The sequence below is a fragment of the Paractinoplanes abujensis genome (assembly GCF_014204895.1).
GTDB classification, from domain to species: domain Bacteria; phylum Actinomycetota; class Actinomycetes; order Mycobacteriales; family Micromonosporaceae; genus Actinoplanes; species Actinoplanes abujensis.
In genome coordinates this window covers 5835925-5852653 of sequence record NZ_JACHMF010000001.1, presented here as the reverse complement: position 1 = coordinate 5852653, position 16729 = coordinate 5835925, and the positions used below count along the sequence as shown (strand labels likewise).

Genomic DNA, 16729 nt, shown 5'->3' with positions numbered 1-16729 from the left:
CTGCGACCGCCCCTCGAGAGGATTCCCGCGTGAGCTCATCTGATCGGTCCCGCCGGGGCAACATGGTGGTCGTGGCCATCGTGGCCGGGCTGGTCGTGGCGGCCGCTGTCTACGCGATCAGCGGCCTCGTCCTCGGCGGCGACGGCGCCCGTGACGCCAAGGCCGGCGACTGCATCGCTTCTGACAAGGATGTCGACGACGAGGGCACCACCAAGACCGGTGCTTCCCTGATCGAGTGTTCGGCCGCCGAGGCCCGGTTCACCGTGGTGGCGCGGGTCGACGGCGAGAGCTCCACCCAGAGCGACTCCTGCAACAAGTTCTTCCAGGAGAAGGAGGAGTTCTACGTCTACGCCAACGGCGACGACCGGGGCTATCTCCTGTGTCTGCGGCCCAAGGCGTAGAAAGAACTGTGTGAGCCCCACCCGTACGCCTCAGCAAGTGCAAGCCACCGCGGCCCGGGCGGCCTCACTCAGCGTGCTGGACGCCGAGGTCGCGGATTGTTTCGCCTGCCCGCGCCTGGTCGCCTGGCGTGAGGAGGTGGCCGTCACCAAGCGGGCCTCGTTCCGCGATCAGCATTACTGGGGCCGCCCGGTCCCGGGTTACGGCGTGGCCGACCCCGAGATCGCCATTTTGGGCCTGGCCCCGGCCGCGCACGGCGGTAACCGTACGGGCCGCATTTTCACCGGCGACCGTTCGGGTGATGTGCTGTTCGCCGCGCTGCACCGGGCGGGCCTGGTCAATCAGCCGACCAGTGTCGCCGCCGACGACGGCTTGACGCTGCGGCATCTGCGGATCTTCGCCGCCGTCCGCTGCGCCCCGCCCGACAACAAACCGCTGCCGGAGGAGCGTGACACGTGCGCGCCCTGGCTGCACCGCGAGCTGGAACTGATCCGCCCGACCCTCAAGGTGGTCGTCGCGCTCGGGGCTTTCGCCTGGCAGGCGTGGTGGCCCGCGATGACTGCGGTGTACGGCACGAGGCCGCCGGTGCCCCGCCCGAAGTTCGGTCACGGGGCCCGGGTCAGCCAGCCCGGTGTGCCGGAACTGCTGGGGTGCTTCCACGTCAGCCAGCAGAACACGTTCACCGGTAAGCTCACCCCGGCCATGCTCGACGACGTCTTCACCGAGGCGAAGCGGCTGGCTCAGATCTGACGGGCCCAGCGAAGATCTGACGGGCACAGCGAAGATCTGACGGGCACAGCGAAAGATCTGACGGGCACAGCGAAAGATCTGACGGGCACAGAGAAGGACCGATGACCCTCGCGGCACTGCGACGCTGGTGGCCCCTGGCCGCCGTCCTCGTGCTGCTCTTCGGCACCGCGCTGGCCGCGACCAGGTCGGAGCCGCGCCTGGAGCAGATCGTGCGGGACGAGCCGACCGCCGAGGCGCCGCTGCTGCCGACCCCGGTCCCGTCGGGTGTGCAGTCCAGCCCGCCGCCTCCGCCCGAGCCGGCCCGCGGCCTGCCCGATTGGATCAACACGGCCGCCGTCATCGTGCTCGGCCTGGTCGTCGCGATCGTGCTCGGCCTGCTGATCTATTCGCTGCTGCGTGACCGCCGCCGCCGTTCGGGCAAGAACAAACGCGACCGGAAACGTCAGGGCGACCAACCCCGTACGGCGGAGGAACTGGTCGCCGCCCTCGATGCGGGCCTCGAGGAGCTCTCGGACACCGACCGCGACCCGCGCCGTGCCGTGATCGCCTGCTGGGTGCGGCTGGAACAGGCGGCCGCCGCCGCGGGCACGCCCCGGCATCCCGGTGACAGCCCCACCGACCTGGTCGGCCGCCTGCTGCGCGAGCAACAGGTCGACGCGCAGGTGCTGGCCGCGCTGCTCGACGTCTACCGCCAGGCCCGCTACGCGACGCACACGGTCGACGACCAGATGCGCCGCCAGGCCCGTTCGGCGCTGGAGCGGCTGCGGGCCGATCTGGGCGCGGGGGTGCCGGCGTGACCACGGGCGGGCTGGAGGACCTGTTCGGCGAGCGCGAGGAGCCGGCGGGCGGCGACGAGGCGGCCCCCGAGCGCAAGCGGTCGTGGACGGGCTGGGTGCTGCGCAACCTGCTGCTGGTCGCCCTGGCCTCCGCGGTCGTGGTGGCCGTCATGCGCTCGGCCGACCTCGACATCTCGATCGTCTTCGTGGTGTCCGCGCTGACCGGGCTGCGGCTGATCCTGCTGGCGGTGGCCGAGGTGCGCCCGCCGCCGCGGCCCAAGCGTTCCGACCGGCGCGGCTCGTCCGACGGTGGCAGCGGCACCGACTCGCTGCGGGCCGCGGTGCGCCGCTGGGAGCAGAATCTCGAGCGGGCCAACGCGGACGACGACCTGTATTCGCGTAACGTTCTGCCGGTGCTGGCCGAGCTCACCGACGAGCGCCTGCGGCTGCGGCACGGGATCACCCGGGCGTCCGACCCGCGGCGGGCCCGTAAGCTGCTCGGCGATCCGCTCTGGGCGACGCTGCACGACCGCGGCCGGCGCATGCCGAAGGCGCGTGACCTCGAGTCCTACGTGGACGTCCTGGAACGACTGTGAGAAAGGTGCCGTGGTGACGGAGACAGGCGCGCAGCCCCTTCCTGCGTACGAGGTGGGAAGGCTGGCCACTGCTGTCCTGGACTCGGTCGGCAGCGTGGTGGTCGGCAAGCGCGACTCGCTCGAGCTGGTGCTGGCCGGGATCCTGGCCGGCGGGCACGTGCTGCTGGAGGATCTGCCCGGGCTCGGCAAGACGTTGACCGCCCGCTGTTTCGCGCAGGCGCTGGGCCTCGACTTCCGCCGGCTGCAGTTCACGCCCGACCTGCTGCCCGCCGACGTGACCGGCTCCTTCCTGTACGACCAGCGCAAGGGCGATTTCGCGTTCCGGGCCGGCCCGGTCTTCACCAACATGCTGCTGGCCGACGAGATCAACCGGACGCCGCCGAAGACCCAGGCCGCGCTGCTCGAAGCCATGCAGGAGAAGCAGGTGTCGGTCGAGGGTGTCACCTACCGCCTCGACCCGCCCTTCCACGTGCTGGCCACGGCCAACCCCATCGAGTACGAGGGCACCTACCCGCTGCCCGAGGCCCAGCTCGACCGGTTCCTGCTGCGCGTGTCGTTCGGTTACCCGACCGCCCAGGAGGAGTGGGAGGTGCTGCAGCGCCGCATGTCGCGCCGGCAGGAGGAGGCTTTCCTGCAGCCGGTGGTCGATTCCGCCGCGCTCCAGTCGATGCAGGCGGCGCTGGAGACGATCACCGTCGAGGACTCGATCGGCCGGTACTGCGTGTCGCTGGCCGCGGCCACTCGCGAGCACGCGTCGGTGCTGGTCGGTTCGTCCCCGCGCGGCTCGCTGGCGCTGCTGCTGCTGGCCCGGGCGCGGGCCGCGATGGCAGGTCGTGACTTCGTGGTGCCGGAGGACGTGAAGGACGTCGCCGTGCCTGCCCTGGCCCACCGCATCACGCTGCGGCCCGAGATGTGGCTGCGCCGCGTCGACCCGGCCTTCGTGGTCGACGAGGTGCTGCAAAATACTCCGGCCCCGGCCAGCGGCGCCCTGCCCACCTACGCCACGGGGTACACCGCGACGTGACGGTTCCCGAGCCGCTGCTGCGCCGGGCCGTGCCGCCGGCGACGTCGAGCGATTCGGGTCACGGCCCCGCCTGGGCCCCGACCCGCGCGCTCGGCCGTGCCGTGCTGCTCACCGGCCTGTTGCTGGTGCTCGGGGTCGCGCTGGGCCGGGTCGACCTGGTGCTGCTGGCCGCGCCGTTCGCGATCGGCGCGGCCGTCCACCTGCGCCGGATGCCCCGTTCGACGCCCGAGCTGTCGGTCACCGCCGACGAGGAGCTGCTGGTCGAGGGCGGCCAGGTGCAGGCCTCGGTCACCGTCACCAACCCCGACGTCATCCCGTACGACCTGGTGGTGGTGCGCACCCGCACCTCGCGCTGGCTGAAGCTGGAGCACGCGGACCGGCCTTTCGCGCTCACGGTGGCCTCGGACGGCTGGGCCGCGGTCGACCTGCCCGGTGACGCGCTGCGCTGGGGCCGGCAGGACGTGGGCCCGGCCGCCGCCCGGGTGGCCGCGTGCGGGGGCCTGCTGGCCTGCCGCCCGGTCGTCACCCCGGCCTACGGCGTACGGGTGTATCCGGTCACCGAGCCGTTCAACGCGATCGAGGCCATGCCCGCCGCGGCCGGCCTGGTCGGCGCGCACCGTTCGCGGCGGATGGGGGAGGGCGGCGAGTTGGCCGGTGTCCGCCCGTTCGCGCCGGGCGACCGGCTGCGGCGCATCGACTGGCGGGTCTCGTTGCGCACGCGCGACCTGCACGTCGCCTCCACCCTGTCCGACCGGGACGCCGAGGTGGTGCTGCTGCTCGACGTGCTGGGCGAGGTCGGCCTGTCCGGTGGCGTCGGCGGCAGCGCGTCGGTGCTCGACACCACGGTCCGGGCCTCGGCCGCGGTCGCGGAGCACTATCTGCAGCGCGGTGACCGGGTCTCGCTGCTCGAATACGGTGCGGCGGCCCGCCGGCTGCGCCCGGCCACCGGCCGCCGGCAATATCTGACCGTGCTGGAGTGGCTGCTCGACGTGCGGCCCGACCCGATGGACCACGCGGGCGACTTCGGCGCGCATCACGTCTCGTCGGACGCGCTGGTCGTGGTGCTGACCCCGCTGATCGACCCCCGGGCGGCCGACATGCTGGCCTCGCTGGCCCAGTCGGGCCGGTTCGTGGTGGCCGTCGACACCCTGCCTGCCTCGGCCGCCCCCGAGGTGCGCGGCCCGTGGACGCCGCTGGCGACCCGGCTGTGGCGGCTGGAACGCGAGAACGTGCTGGGCCGGCTGCGCGAGCACGGCGTCCCGGTCGTCGAGTGGGCCGGCGCGGGCAGCCTCGACCTGGTGCTGCGTGACGTCTCCCGGCTCGCCTCGGCCCCGCGGGGACGCTGATGTTCGACCTGATCACCCGGAAGGTCGGTGGCGCCCGCCGCGCGCTGACCCGTGCCACCGTTCTGCCGTTCCTGGTGCGCTGCGGTGTCGGCGTGGCCGGCCTGATCGCGATGGCCGTGGCGTGGCCGTTGACATTGTTCGGCACGCAGTTCTTCGTGCCGCTGGCCGTGGTCGCCCTTTATCCCGCGTTCGCGCCGCGCGGCCGGGGCGCCACGTTCGCCGCATTGGTCGTGATCGGTGGCTGGCTGGCCGACACCGCGTTTTACGACTCCGAAGTGTCGCTGTGGCGGGTATTGACCATTGCCTCCGCCCTTTATCTGGGCCATTCGCTCACGGCCCTGGCCGCGGTGCTGCCGCACGACGCGGTGGTGAACATCGACGTCGTGGGCCTGTGGCTGCTCCGGGCGCTGGGCGTGATCCTCGTCTCGGCTCTACTGACCGTGTTCGCCTTGGGGCTCGCCGCCGAACTCGCGGGAGGTCCTTTCCTCGTGGCCACAGTGGTCGGATTGGCCGGTGCCGCGGCGGCCACGCTGCTCATATCACGGCTCGTGCATAGAGCGTGAAATCTGCCCGCAATATGTGGGTCACAGCACTTGACAAATCGATTTGTTGTACATCACACCAGGAGGCGCGAAGGCCTGTCGGCGCGCGAGAATGGCTCATGTGAATCCGCAGCGCATCGTCGTCGTCGGTGCAGGGCACGTCGGTCTTTACGCCGCCCTGCGCCTGTCGAAGAAGCTCAACCGGCGCCGGGCCGAGATCGTCGTCATCGACCCGCAGCCGCACATGACGTACCAGCCGTTCCTCCCCGAGGCAGCGGCCGGCAACATCTCCCCGCGGCACAGCGTCGTGCCGCTCCGCCGCGAGCTCAAGAAGTGTCGCGTGGTGGCCGGCGAGGTCACCAAGGTGGAGCACGCACGCAAGACGGTGACCATCCAGCCCATCGAGGGCCCGGCCACCGAGATGAGCTACGACCACATCATCGTGGCCCCGGGTTCGGTCTCGCGTACGCTGCCGATCCCCGGCCTGAGCGAGCGCGGCATCGGCCTCAAGACCATCGGTGAGGCCACCTACCTGCGTAACCACATCCTCGACCAGCTCGACGTGGCGGCCGTGACGCCCGACCCCGAGCTGCGCAAGGCGGCGCTGACCTTCGTCTTCGTCGGCGGCGGCTTCGCCGGCATCGAGGCGCTGGCCGAGATGGAGGACGTCGTCCGCGACGCCCTGAAGTACTACCCCGAGCTCGACGCCCAGGAGCTCAAGTTCGTCCTGGTCGAGGCGACCAACCGGATCCTGCCCGAGGTCGGCCCCAAGATGGGCGCGTACGCGGCCCGTGAGCTGGCCAAGCGCGGCATCTCGCTGCGTCTCGACACGTTCCTCAACTCGTGCGTCGACGGCGAGATCGTGCTCTCCGACGGCGACTCGTTCCGGGCCGAGACCCTGGTCTGGACGGCCGGTGTCAAGCCGTCGCCGATGCTCGACCACACCGACCTGCCCCGCGGCCCCAAGGGTCACATCAACTGCCTGCCCACGCTGCAGGTGGCCGACAGCGACGGCAACGTGCTCGAGGGCGCCTGGAGCGCGGGCGACAGCGCGCAGGTGCCCGACCTGACCAACCCGGGCGGCTGGTGCTCGCCGAGCGCCCAGCACGCCGTGCGGCAGGCCCGGGTCCTGGCCGACAACATCCGGCAGGTCGTCCTGGGTGGCGAGCCCAAGGAGTACAAGCACAAGTACATCGGCAGCGTGGCCGGCCTCGGCCTCGGCAAGGGTGTCGCGCACGTCTACGGCATCAAGGTCAAGGGCTGGCCGGCGTGGTTCATGCACCGCACCTACCACGTGAGTCACATCCCGTCGTTCCACCGCAAGGCCCGCGTGGTGGCCGACTGGACACTCGCCATGCTGTTCAAGCGCGAGACGATCGCCCTCGGCCAGCTGCACGCCCCGCGTGAGGAGTTCACCGAGGTGACCCCGCCGGTGCAGCGCACCGCGGAGCGCCCCAAGGCCGAAGCCTGGTCCCGCTGAGGCGGTCTCCTGTCCTGACGCCCGGACGTATACGGTGTCCTAGGGTGTCGTCGGTCACGGCGATGCCCTAGGCCCGCCCGGGTGGTGGAACGGCAGACACGGCCGCCTTAAAAGCGGCTGCCTCACGCAGGCGTGCGGGTTCGAGACCCGCCCCGGGCACCCATGTCGGCACTTCGACACTCTTACATTCAGCCTGTTCACAGCATTCCGAGGCTTTTCCGATCACCTGCCTCCCGTACGCTGGAACGGCACGTCAAGCGTGCCTCAACCTCATAAGGGAGGCTGGACACAGTGAAGACTTCCAACCCGGTGCTCTCGCGCCTCGGCCAGGCGGCTGAGCGGGAGCGTACGGCCGGGTACGGGGCCTACGGCCCCGCCGGTGCCGCCCCGGGTTACGGTCAGCCGTATCCCGGCGCGTCGGATTACCCCGCCGCTCCGCCCGCCGTCCAGCCCATGACGGTCGACGACGTCGTCGTCAAGACGGTCACACTGCTCGGCATCACCGGCGTCTCCGCGGTCGTCGCGTGGAACGTGATCCCCGAATCGATGACCGGTGCCGCCTGGATCGGCGCCGCGATCATCGGCCTGGTGCTCGGCCTGGTCATCTCGTTCATGCGGATGGCCAACCCGGCGCTCATCGTGGGTTACGCGGTCGTCGAGGGCGTCTTCGTCGGCATGGCGTCCAAGGTTTTCTCGGTCATCGCCGGTTACCAGGGCGTCGTGCTGCAGGCGGTGATCGCCACCTTCGGCGTCTTCTTCCTCACGGCCTTCCTCTACAAGGCCCGGGTCATCCGCGCGACGCCGAAGTTCCAGCGCGGCATGATCATCGTGATGGGCGGCCTGTTCGCCGTCATGCTGATCAACATCGTGCTGTCGCTGTTCGGCTTCAGCACCGGCCTGCGCGACAACGGCCCGCTGGGCTACCTGTTCAGCGTCGTCTGCATCGTGGTGGCCGCGCTCAGCTTCATCCTCAGCTTCAACGAGGTCGAAGAGGGCGTGCGCGCCGGCCTGCCGGCTCGTTACTCCTGGGTCGCCGCGTTCGGCATCCTGGTCAGCCTGGTCTGGCTCTACCTGGAGATCCTGCGCCTGCTGAGCTTCCTGCAGGGCGGGGACGACTAGCACGACAAACGAAAAGCGCCCGGACCCCCGTACGAGGGTCCGGGCGCTTTTCTTTTAGCCTGATCGACGTGACCGACTTCGCGACGTCGATCGACCGGCTGCTCAACCAGATCCGCGTGTGGGAGCAGCCCCGCTGGAATCAGGACGACCGCGCCGCCCGCACGTACGCCCTCGTGCAGCGCCTGGCCGACCTGGGGGCCGACGCCGAGGGCCGCCCGCGCCGCGAGGTGCCGCGCGAGCACGACATGATCCTGCCCGACCAGGTGCGCGTGCTGGCCGACGACCTGCTGGCCGCGGGCGCTTCCGACGAGCTGATGGCCGAGGCCGCGACCGCCGTCGACGAGCTGCGGGCCACGCTCAACAAATAAATCCGCCGAGCCCGGCCGCTCGTGGCAGACCGGACCCGGCGGTAATCCGGGGGATCGAACCTCAGCTGAGGCGTTCCAGGACCATCGCCATGCCCTGGCCGCCGCCGACGCACATCGTCTCCAGGCCGATGCTCTTGTCGTGCCAGTCCAGCCCGTTGAGCAGGGTGCCGGTGATGCGGGCGCCGGTCATGCCGAACGGGTGGCCCACGGCGATCGCGCCGCCGTTGACGTTCAGCTTCTCGATCGGAATGCCCAGGTCGCGGTAGGACGGGATGACCTGGGCCGCGAACGCCTCGTTGATCTCGACCAGGTCGACGTCGTCGATGGTCATGCCGGCCCGCTTGAGCGCCTGCCGCGACGCCTCGACCGGGCCCAGGCCCATGATCTCCGGGCTGAGCGCGGTCACGCCGGTCGACACGATCCGGGCCAGCGGGGTGATGCCCAGCTCACGAGCCTTGGTGTCGCTCATGATGACCACTGCCGCGGCGCCGTCGTTGAGCGGGCAGCAGTTGCCCGCGGTGACCGTGCCGTCGGGGCGGAACACCGGCTTGAGCTGCGACACCGCCTCCAGCGTGACGCCCGCGCGGGGACCGTCGTCCTGCGCCACGACCGTGCCGTCGGGCAGCGTGACCGGGGTGATCTCGCGCTCCCAGAACCCGTCCGCGATGGCCTTCTCGGCCAGATTCTGGCTGCGGACACCGAACTCGTCCATGTCCGCGCGGGTCACGCCCTTGATCTGGGCCAGGTTTTCGGCGGTCTGGCCCATCTGGATGTAGACGTCGGGGAGCTGACCGTCGTCGCGCGGGTCGTGCCAGGTGCGGCCGCCCTCCGCGTACTGCGCCGTCCGGGCCTCGGCCTCGGCGAACTTCGGGTTCTGCCAGGGGCCGCCGACCTGGGCCTGCAGCGCCGAGGGGAGACCGTCCGAGCTGCCTCGCGCGTACCGGGAAACGGTTTCGACACCCGCCGAGAGGAAGATGTCACCCTCGCCGGCCTTGATCGCGTGGAAGGCCATGCGGGTGGTCTGCAGCGAGGACGAGCAGTAACGGGTGACCGTCGCGCCGGGCAGACCGTCCAGCCCGAGCTGCGTGGCGACCACGCGGGCCATGTTGAAACCCTGCTCACCACCGGGCAGCCCGCAACCGAGGTAGAGGTCCTCGATCAGGGTGCGGTCGAGCTGCGGCACCTTGGACAGCGCGGCGTCGATGATGGTGGTGGCGAGGTCGTCGGGACGCAAGTCCCTCAAGGATCCCTTGGCTGCACGGCCGATGGGGGATCGAGCGGTGGCGACGATGACAGCTTCCGGCATGGGCCCAATTTAACTCGCGGGTAACTTAGCCGGTAGTGCAAATTCGTCACAGAGGGGCCATGGCCGACTACTGAACCGTCATCGCGCGCTCACCCGGCGGGTGTCATCGCCGCCTTCTCGACGGCCGGGTACAGGGCGTGAGCCCACACCCGGTAGCCGTCGGCCGAAGGGTGGAAGCCGTCGTAACAGAGGGTGCCCGCGTCGGCCCGGAACACCGCGCCGGTCTTGTCGCCCAGGTCGACGACCGCGCCACCCGCAGCCGTCACCGCTTTGGCCTGCGCCTTGGCCATCCGGCGGCCCAGCACACCGGCCACCTGCCGCAGCGGCGGGGCGATGGCCCGCAGCGCGCCCAGGTCGGGGCAGGTGCCGACCACCACCCGCACGCCCGCGTCACGCAACCGGCGCACCGCAGTGCCCAGCTGGGCCGCCGACTCCTCGGGGCTGCGCAGGCTCGTCGCGTCGTGCGCGCCGACCAGCACCACAGCCACATCGGGCCGGTCGCCCAGCAGCGCCCGCGCCACCTGGGTGGCCAGGTCGGACGAGCGGGAACCGGCCACACCGACGCTGGACAGCAGCACATGCCGCTCGCCGGTCTCGCCGTTGCCCTCGGCCAGCAGGCGGGCCAGGTGGCCACCCACGGTCTCGCTCAGCCACTCGACGCCCACGCCGATCGCCGCCGAATCGCCCAGCAGCACCAGGCGCAGCGTGGGCGCCGACACCGGGCCCATCGACGTGCGCAGGGCCAGGCCCATGGTCGGCTTCGCGTAACGGCGCGCCTTGGCCGCGAGCACCTCGCCGATCAGCAGGGCGGCCCCACCGACCGCGCCCGCGAGCAGGCCACCGGCGGCCGCCTTGCCGATCCGTGCGTTCAGACCCGCCATCCTGCTCGCCTCCCTGCGTCACGGTGCATGCTCGTGATCCTCCGGAGTCCACCCTACGGCGCTCGACGCCGAGCGGCCGCTGGGAACGACTTCCGTCGCCGGGGCCGGGGACGCCGCCGACCGGTGGCCGAACCACGACCGCGGCTCGCCGAACCACGGATGCCGCCGCAGCACGGCCCACCGGCCCGCCGCGCTGACCTCGGTGCCCGGAGCCTGCACCGCCTCCTGCGCGGCCTGCTCCAAGTTGCGTACCCCCTCCGCGGCCGGAAGAACCGTGCGATCGTCCTCGCCGAGAACCGCCATCAGGGTCGGCATCACCACGGCGGCCGCCCGGGCGTAACCCTCCGCCGACGGGTGGAAGCGGTCCGAGCCGAACATGCGCAGCGGGTCGGCCTCGAACATGGGCCCCAGCAGGCCACCGATCGACACCGTACGCCCACCCGCCTCGACCACGGCGACCGTCTGCGCGGCGGCCAGATCACGACTCCACTTGCGGGCCAGCCAGCGCAGCGGCGGCTTGATCGGCTGGATCGCGCCGACGTCGGGGCAGGTGCCGACGACCACCTTGCAGCCCACCGCGCGCAGCCGGCGTACGGCTTCACCCAGGTGACGTACGGCGGAAGCGCGGTCCGAGACGTGCGTGACGTCGTTGCCGCCGATCAGGATCACCGCCACGTCCGGCTCATGATCCAGCGCGGCGTCCACCTGATAGGGCAGTCCCGACGACATCGACCCCACAACGGCCAGCCGATGCAGCCGTACGGGCCGGCGCAGGCGGCGCGACACCCCGGTGGCCAGCAGCGCGCCCGGCGTCTCGCGGGGACGGTGCACGCCGTACCCGGCCGCGGTGGAATCACCCAGGACGACCATGCTGATCGCCTTGCCGCCGAACTTCCCGCCGTAAAGGCCGTCGCCGCGCGGAGGCGGCGCCTCGGCCATCGGGATGATCCGGCGGGCGTGCGAGGCCTGCCGCATCAGCACACCGGCCGACACGGCCGTCAACGTGGCCAAAGCGCCCGTCACGCCGCCGAGGATCTGCCCGGCCAGCTTGATCCGGCGCCAGTCCTCCGCGGTGATCTGAACGGTGCTCACAGGCTCCCTCGCTGTCGCTCTTCTCCAGATTCCCAGAAACCGGCAGGGGAATTCGAGGCTATCGCGCGGCGGCGAGAGGCAATCATGGCGCGCACAAGTCATGCTGGAATGACCGGAAGGAGAACAGCATGGCGAAGACGCTGAAACGAACGGCGGCGTTCACCGCGCTGGCCAAGGCATTGATGGCGGGCGCTCGCGGCGGGCCCTCGCTGTCCACCCGCATCGCGGCGATTCCGCGGATGATGAAGGCGACCACGCGCGGCCAGTACGACGGTGGGTTGCGGCTGGCCATGATGGCGGCCGCCACGGCGTACGTGCTGTCCCCGATCGACGTCGTTCCCGAGATGTTTCTGCTGGTCGTGGGCCTGGCCGACGACGCCGTGATGGTGGCCTGGCTGGCCGGCTCGGTGCTCGCCGAAACGGAGCGCTTCCTGGAGTGGGAGAAGGAGCAGCACCGGATCGTCGTACCCTAGGGCCGTGCGCTACTACGACAACGTCGTCGACATCATCGGGGACACCCCCCTGGTCAAACTGAACTCCGTCACCGAGGGCATCGCGGCCACGGTGCTGGCCAAGGTCGAATACTTCAATCCCGGCGGCTCGGTCAAAGACCGGATCGCGCTGCGGATGGTGCTCGACGCCGAACGCGACGGGCTGCTCGAACCGGGCGGCACGATCGTCGAGCCCACCAGCGGCAACACCGGCGTCGGGCTCGCCCTGGTGGCCCAGCGCCGCGGCTACAAGTGCATCTTTGTCTGCCCCGACAAGGTCAGCGAGGACAAGCGCAACGTCCTCAAGGCGTACGGGGCCGAAGTGGTGGTGTGCCCGACCGCGGTCGCCCCCGAAGACCCGCGCTCCTACTACAACGTCTCCGACCGGCTGGCCCGCGAAGTGCCCGGCGCGTGGAAGCCCGACCAGTACAGCAACCCCGCCAACCCGCGCTCCCACTACGAGGAGACCGGCCCCGAGCTGTGGAAACAGACCGAGGGGCGGATCACGCACTTCGTCGCGGGCGTCGGCACCGGCGGCACGATCACCGGGGTCGGCCGTTATCTGAAAGAGCAAGGTCCCGTACGGGTCGTGGGCGCCGACCCGGAAGGCTCGGTCTACTCCGGCGGCAGCGGGCGGCCCTACCTGGTCGAAGGCGTCGGTGAGGACTTCTGGCCCACCACGTACGACCGGGAGATCTGCGACGAGATCATCGAGGTCTCCGACTCCGACTCGTTCGAGATGACCCGCCGCCTCGCCCGCGAAGAAGGCTTGCTGGTCGGCGGCTCGTGCGGCATGGCCGTGGTGGCCGCGCTCGAAGTGGCCCGCCGCGCCTCCGCCGACGACGTCGTGATCGTGCTCCTGCCCGACGGCGGCCGCGGCTACCTTTCCAAGATCTTCAACGACGAGTGGATGGCCCGCTACGGCTTCCTCAGGTCCGTCGACGGCGCCCCCACCGTGGCCGACGCGCTGGAAGGCAAAGGCGGCACGATGCCGCCCCTGGTCCACGTGCACCCCACCGAAACAGTCCGCGACGCCATCGACTACATGCGCGAATACGGCGTGTCGCAGCTGCCCGTGCTCAAAGCCGAACCCCCGGTCGTCACCGGTGAGGTGGCGGGCTCGATCGCGGAGAAGGCGCTGCTGGACGCGTTGTTCACCGGGCAGGCCCACCTGCACGACACGATAGAGCGCCACATGGGCGACCCCCTCCCGATGATCGGCGGGGGCCAGCCGGTGAGCGAGGCAGTAACCCTGCTGGAAAAATCCGACGCGGCGATGGTGCTGGTCGACGGCAAGCCGGCTGGGGTGCTGACCCGGCAGGACCTCCTGGCGCACCTTTCCTGAGCGCTTCCTGGGGCCGGTGCAGCTTTGGCTGTGCCGGCCCTTGCGTGCCTGGTCTGCTCTCTGTGCCGCCGCTGTCCTGCGCTGGCCGAGTGCGGTCCAGCCGCGGGCCTCCCCTCAGCGTCGCGTCCAGCCTCGGCCTCGTGTTTCGCCTCAGCGCCGCGTCCGGCCCGGCTCCGCGCCCGGAGGGCACAGCTCTGCGTCCAGCCCTAACCCAGCCCGGCCCGGCTCCGCGCCGGAACGCACAGTCCTGCCCAGCCCAGCCCCGACCCAGCCCGGCCCGGCTCCGCGCCCGGCACGCACAGTCCTGCCCAGCCCCGGCCCAGCCCGGCCCGGCTCCGCGCCCGGAACGCACAGCCCTGCGCCCAGCCCGGCCCGGCTCCGCGCCCGGAGGGCACAGCCCCGACCCAGTCCAGCCCACACCTGGCGCCACCAATTGCAGCTCAGCCCCGCTCCTGGCGCTGCTAGCCCCCCGTCAAGCATGGCCCGCACCCAGCCCAGCCCAGCCCAGCCCAGCCCAGCCCAAGCCTCGCCCCGCCGCCCGGTACTCCCCAAGCCCGTACCGCGCATGGCCATGACTTTTTGTCCGGTTTCGCCCGTTGCCAACCAGCCCTAACCCGCCCACCTAGGGGGCCTCCACCCTAAGACGGCGGCGGCCGGGGTGCGGGCTGCTCGTCCACAGGATGCCGGAAACGCGATTTGCGGGCTTCGAGTTGTCCACAGGGCTGGGACCGGAGCGGACGCGGATGGCTGCAGCGCCTAGGTTGGGCTGGTGATGTCGAAGCTGCGTCGTGTCGTTCTTCCGCTGGTGGCCGCGGCCGCCGTTGTGCTGATGGCGGGGCCCGCCGGGGCGCAGGCGCCTGAGCGGCTCGCCACCCAGGTGACCGATCAGGCCGGTGCGCTCAGGGATCGGGGCGCGGTCGATGCGGCGCTGAGTGATCTTCAGGAGAGGACGGGGCTGCAGCTGTTCGTCGTGCTGGTCGAGTCGTTCGACGGCACGCCGGCGCAGGAGTGGACCGATGAGACGGCCCGGCTCAGCGACCTCGGTGATCGGGACGCGTTGCTGGCCGTGGCCGTGACCGATCGGGCGTATGCGTATTCGTTCCCCGACGATTCCCGGCTCAGCGACCGCGAGCTCGCCGACGTCGCCGAGAACGACATCGAGCCCGCCTTGAGCCGCAGCGACTGGTCGGGGGCGGTGGTCGCCGGTGCTCAGGGGTATGCCGATGCGGCCGGCGGTGGCGGCTTCGAATGGTTGTGGCTGGTTGTCGTGCTGGTCGTGGTGGTCGTGCTGGCGTGGCTGTGGCTGCGGCGGAGGCGTCGGCCCGCCCCGAGCGCCGCGCCGCCGGCCCAGGCCCCGGCCGGGCCCAGCCTGGAGGAGCTCACCGGCCAGGCGAACGCGCTGCTCATCGAGCTCGACGACGACCTGCGGGCCGGTGAGCGGGAGCTGGGGCTGGCCGCCGCGCAGTACGGCGCCGAGGCCACCGCGCCGTTCCAAGCGGCGTTGCAGGCCGCCCGGCAGGATGTGGCGGAGGCGTTCCGGCTGCGGATGACGCTCGAGGAGGAACCAGCCCTCGACGAGTCTCGCCGCCGCGACACCCTCGCCCGGATCATCGAGCTCTGCCAGGGTGCCGACGCCCGGTTGGATGCCGAGTCCGAGGCTTTCGACCGGCTGCGCGACCTGGAGGGCCGGGCCGCCGAGGCGGCCGATGAGATCGACCGGCGCCGGGTGGCGGTCGAGCAGTCGCTGCCGGCCACCGAGGCAACGGCGCAGCAGGTGCTGACCACGTATTCCGGTGGCGCGGTGACCGCCGTCGCGACCAATGTGGACCAGGCTCGCGAGCGGTTGTCCTTCGCGGCTTCCGCCTTGGCCGAGGCGCGGGCAGCGCTGGCCGGCGCCGCCGGGTCAGGGGTGGTGCATCCCGGCGGCGGCGCGTCGGATCCGGCTGCGGGCGGTGCGGCCGCGGGATCGGTCGGCCCGGGCGACGGCGGACGCTCGGGTGCGGCAGGCGAAGTCTCGGCAGTACCCGGCGGAGACCGGGCCGAGGCGGCGCTCGCCGTGCGGGCCGCGGAACAGGCCGTCGACCAGGCGGAACAGTTGGTGGCCGCGGTGAGCCGGGCCGCCGCGGATCTGCCGGCCGCGCGGACCGCGGCCGAAGCGCTGATCGCCGAGATCACCGGTGAGATCGCTGCGGGGCGGGCGGCGCTGAGCGGGAGTGGTCCGGCTCCGGCGGGGCTGGCCGCCGCGGTCTCGGGCGGCGAGCAGGCGCTGGCCGAGGCGGCGACCGCTCTGGCCGTGTCGCGACCGGATCCGGTCGAGGCTGTCGCCACGTTGCAGGCGGCCGACGCCGCCTTGGACACCGCGCTGGCCGAGGCCCGCGACGTGGCCGAGCGGCTGGCCCACGACCGCGGCCTGCTGGCCCAGGAGTTGCCGGTGGCCCGGGCCGAGGTGGCGGCGACGAACGACTTCATCACCACCCGTCGCGGGGCGGTGGATTCCGGCGCGCGGGCCACGTTGTCCGAGGCGTTGCGTCATCTGGCGACGGCGGAAAGCCTGGCCGGCTCCGACCCGGCGTCCGCGCTGGCCGCGGCCCGGCAGGCGCGACACCTGGCGGCCAATGCGGGTCAGGCGGCCCGGCTCGACGTGCAGCGCTGGGGCGGTGGCGGCGGCTCCGGCTGGGGTGGCCCGGGCCGGTCGGGCGGCTTCGACGCGGGCGCGTTCGCCGGGGCGGTGCTGGGCGGCATTCTGTCCGGCGGCGGCAGTTCCTACGGCGGCCGTTCGGGCGGATTCAGCGGCGGCGGTTTCGGTGGCAGCGGATCGAGAGGCCGCCGTACGTCGAGCGGTGGTGGCGGCCGCCGGGGTGGAGGGGGCCGCTTCTGAGGCCGCCGACGTCAGGGCCGTACGGACGGGTCGGTCACCTCGATCACCCGGGTGGTGGGGGCCGCTTCGGCGAAGGAGGCCCGCAAAGCCAGGCGGTCGGGGTCGGTCATGAAAGCGTCGTAACCCGTACGGGACTCGAAGCGGATCAGGTGGACCTCCGAGTGGGCGTCGGTGCTGTGCAGGCGGCGTTCCAGGGTGCCGCCGTGGCGGGGGAGCAGGGCCAGCACGGCGTCCTCGTACCGCTTGCCGCCCGCCGGGTCGGTCGGGGACATGTCCACAATGGCCACGAGCAGGAGGCCGGCCGCCTCGCCTGAGTTGATCACGTGGAGCAGTATC

17 protein-coding genes and 1 tRNA gene are annotated in these 16729 nt (G+C 71.6%); 14 read left to right on the top strand and 4 right to left on the bottom strand.

Annotation, left to right across the window (positions count from 1 at the left end; genetic code table 11):
• Positions 1–29 precede the first annotated feature (29 nt).
• The 11 genes from BKA14_RS26665 (at position 30) to BKA14_RS26615 (ending at position 8400) form a co-directional block, all read left to right on the top strand.
• Entirely contained in the window at positions 30–401 is a 372-nt protein-coding gene (locus tag BKA14_RS26665; protein WP_184953582.1) for an LppU/SCO3897 family protein, read from the top strand.
• A 37-nt stretch (positions 402–438) separates the two neighbouring features.
• Positions 439–1149, top strand: a complete 711-nt coding sequence (locus BKA14_RS26660; RefSeq protein WP_184956978.1) for a uracil-DNA glycosylase — start codon at positions 439–441, stop codon at positions 1147–1149.
• A 101-nt stretch (positions 1150–1250) separates the two neighbouring features.
• Positions 1251–1946, top strand: coding sequence for a DUF4129 domain-containing protein (locus tag BKA14_RS26655; RefSeq protein ID WP_184953581.1), 696 nt, complete (start codon positions 1251–1253; stop codon positions 1944–1946).
• On the top strand, positions 1943–2521 hold the full coding sequence (locus BKA14_RS26650; protein ID WP_184953580.1) for a hypothetical protein: 579 nt from the start codon (positions 1943–1945) through the stop codon (positions 2519–2521). The genes BKA14_RS26655 and BKA14_RS26650 overlap by 4 nt, the downstream gene beginning before the upstream one ends.
• 13 nt (positions 2522–2534) lie before the next feature.
• Positions 2535–3545 (top strand): AAA family ATPase, encoded by a 1011-nt coding sequence (locus BKA14_RS26645; RefSeq protein ID WP_184953579.1) that lies wholly within the window; start codon positions 2535–2537, stop codon positions 3543–3545.
• A gap of 14 nt (positions 3546–3559) precedes the next feature.
• The gene (locus BKA14_RS26640; protein ID WP_184956977.1) at positions 3560–4891 is read left to right on the top strand and encodes a DUF58 domain-containing protein; all 1332 of its coding nucleotides are present in this window, start codon (positions 3560–3562) and stop codon (positions 4889–4891) included.
• On the top strand, positions 4891–5454 hold the full coding sequence (locus BKA14_RS26635) for a hypothetical protein (RefSeq protein ID WP_184953578.1): 564 nt from the start codon (positions 4891–4893) through the stop codon (positions 5452–5454). The genes BKA14_RS26640 and BKA14_RS26635 overlap by 1 nt, the downstream gene beginning before the upstream one ends.
• A gap of 100 nt (positions 5455–5554) precedes the next feature.
• On the top strand, positions 5555–6913 hold the full coding sequence (locus BKA14_RS26630) for an NAD(P)/FAD-dependent oxidoreductase (RefSeq protein WP_184953577.1): 1359 nt from the start codon (positions 5555–5557) through the stop codon (positions 6911–6913).
• A 75-nt stretch (positions 6914–6988) separates the two neighbouring features.
• Positions 6989–7072, top strand: a tRNA-Leu gene (locus BKA14_RS26625).
• A gap of 132 nt (positions 7073–7204) precedes the next feature.
• A complete protein-coding gene (locus BKA14_RS26620; protein ID WP_184953576.1) occupies positions 7205–8032 on the top strand; it encodes a Bax inhibitor-1/YccA family protein in 828 nt (275 codons plus the stop codon).
• Between the two features lie 68 nt (positions 8033–8100).
• Positions 8101–8400: a hypothetical protein gene (locus BKA14_RS26615; RefSeq protein WP_184953575.1), complete on the top strand. Its 300-nt coding sequence runs from the start codon at positions 8101–8103 to the stop codon at positions 8398–8400.
• A gap of 61 nt (positions 8401–8461) precedes the next feature.
• Here BKA14_RS26615 and BKA14_RS26610 read toward each other — a convergent pair whose 3' ends face one another.
• From BKA14_RS26610 to BKA14_RS26600, 3 genes are all read right to left on the bottom strand, one after another.
• Positions 8462–9706, bottom strand: coding sequence for an acetyl-CoA C-acetyltransferase (locus BKA14_RS26610; RefSeq protein ID WP_184953574.1), 1245 nt, complete (start codon positions 9704–9706; stop codon positions 8462–8464).
• 89 nt (positions 9707–9795) lie between these two features.
• Positions 9796–10587, bottom strand: coding sequence for an SGNH/GDSL hydrolase family protein (locus BKA14_RS26605; protein WP_184953573.1), 792 nt, complete (start codon positions 10585–10587; stop codon positions 9796–9798).
• A gap of 18 nt (positions 10588–10605) precedes the next feature.
• Positions 10606–11679, bottom strand: coding sequence for an SGNH/GDSL hydrolase family protein (locus BKA14_RS26600; protein ID WP_438861905.1), 1074 nt, complete (start codon positions 11677–11679; stop codon positions 10606–10608).
• Positions 11680–11807: 128 nt separating this feature from the next.
• Between BKA14_RS26600 and BKA14_RS26595 the strand changes: the two genes are divergently transcribed.
• The 3 genes from BKA14_RS26595 to BKA14_RS45225 all read left to right on the top strand — a co-directional run bounded on the left by BKA14_RS26595 (position 11808) and on the right by BKA14_RS45225 (position 16393).
• Entirely contained in the window at positions 11808–12152 is a 345-nt protein-coding gene (locus tag BKA14_RS26595; RefSeq protein ID WP_184953572.1) for a YkvA family protein, read from the top strand.
• Between the two features lie 4 nt (positions 12153–12156).
• Entirely contained in the window at positions 12157–13515 is a 1359-nt protein-coding gene (locus BKA14_RS26590; RefSeq protein WP_184953571.1) for a cystathionine beta-synthase, read from the top strand.
• A gap of 772 nt (positions 13516–14287) precedes the next feature.
• Positions 14288–16393 carry a TPM domain-containing protein gene (locus BKA14_RS45225; protein ID WP_184956975.1) on the top strand — a complete coding sequence of 702 codons (2106 nt, stop codon included), beginning with the start codon at positions 14288–14290 and terminating at the stop codon, positions 16391–16393.
• Positions 16394–16404: 11 nt separating this feature from the next.
• On the opposite strand, the gene BKA14_RS26580 is transcribed toward BKA14_RS45225, so the two are convergent.
• Positions 16405–16716 carry a DUF1330 domain-containing protein gene (locus BKA14_RS26580; protein WP_239093518.1) on the bottom strand — a complete coding sequence of 104 codons (312 nt, stop codon included), beginning with the start codon at positions 16714–16716 and terminating at the stop codon, positions 16405–16407.
• Between the last annotated feature and the right edge of the window lie 13 nt (positions 16717–16729).

What these genes read in the sequence shown, in the direction of transcription:
- BKA14_RS26655 (WP_184953581.1), top strand. Translation starts at nt 1,251, where the DNA reads ATGACCCTCGCGGCACTGCGACGCTGGTGGCCCCTGGCCGCCGTCCTC.
- BKA14_RS26635 (WP_184953578.1), top strand. Translation starts at nt 4,891, where the DNA reads ATGTTCGACCTGATCACCCGGAAGGTCGGTGGCGCCCGCCGCGCGCTG.
- BKA14_RS26610 (WP_184953574.1), bottom strand. Translation starts at nt 9,706, where the DNA reads ATGCCGGAAGCTGTCATCGTCGCCACCGCTCGATCCCCCATCGGCCGT.
- BKA14_RS26605 (WP_184953573.1), bottom strand. Translation starts at nt 10,587, where the DNA reads ATGGCGGGTCTGAACGCACGGATCGGCAAGGCGGCCGCCGGTGGCCTG.
- BKA14_RS26595 (WP_184953572.1), top strand. Translation starts at nt 11,808, where the DNA reads ATGGCGAAGACGCTGAAACGAACGGCGGCGTTCACCGCGCTGGCCAAG.
- BKA14_RS45225 (WP_184956975.1), top strand. Translation starts at nt 14,288, where the DNA reads ATGTCGAAGCTGCGTCGTGTCGTTCTTCCGCTGGTGGCCGCGGCCGCC.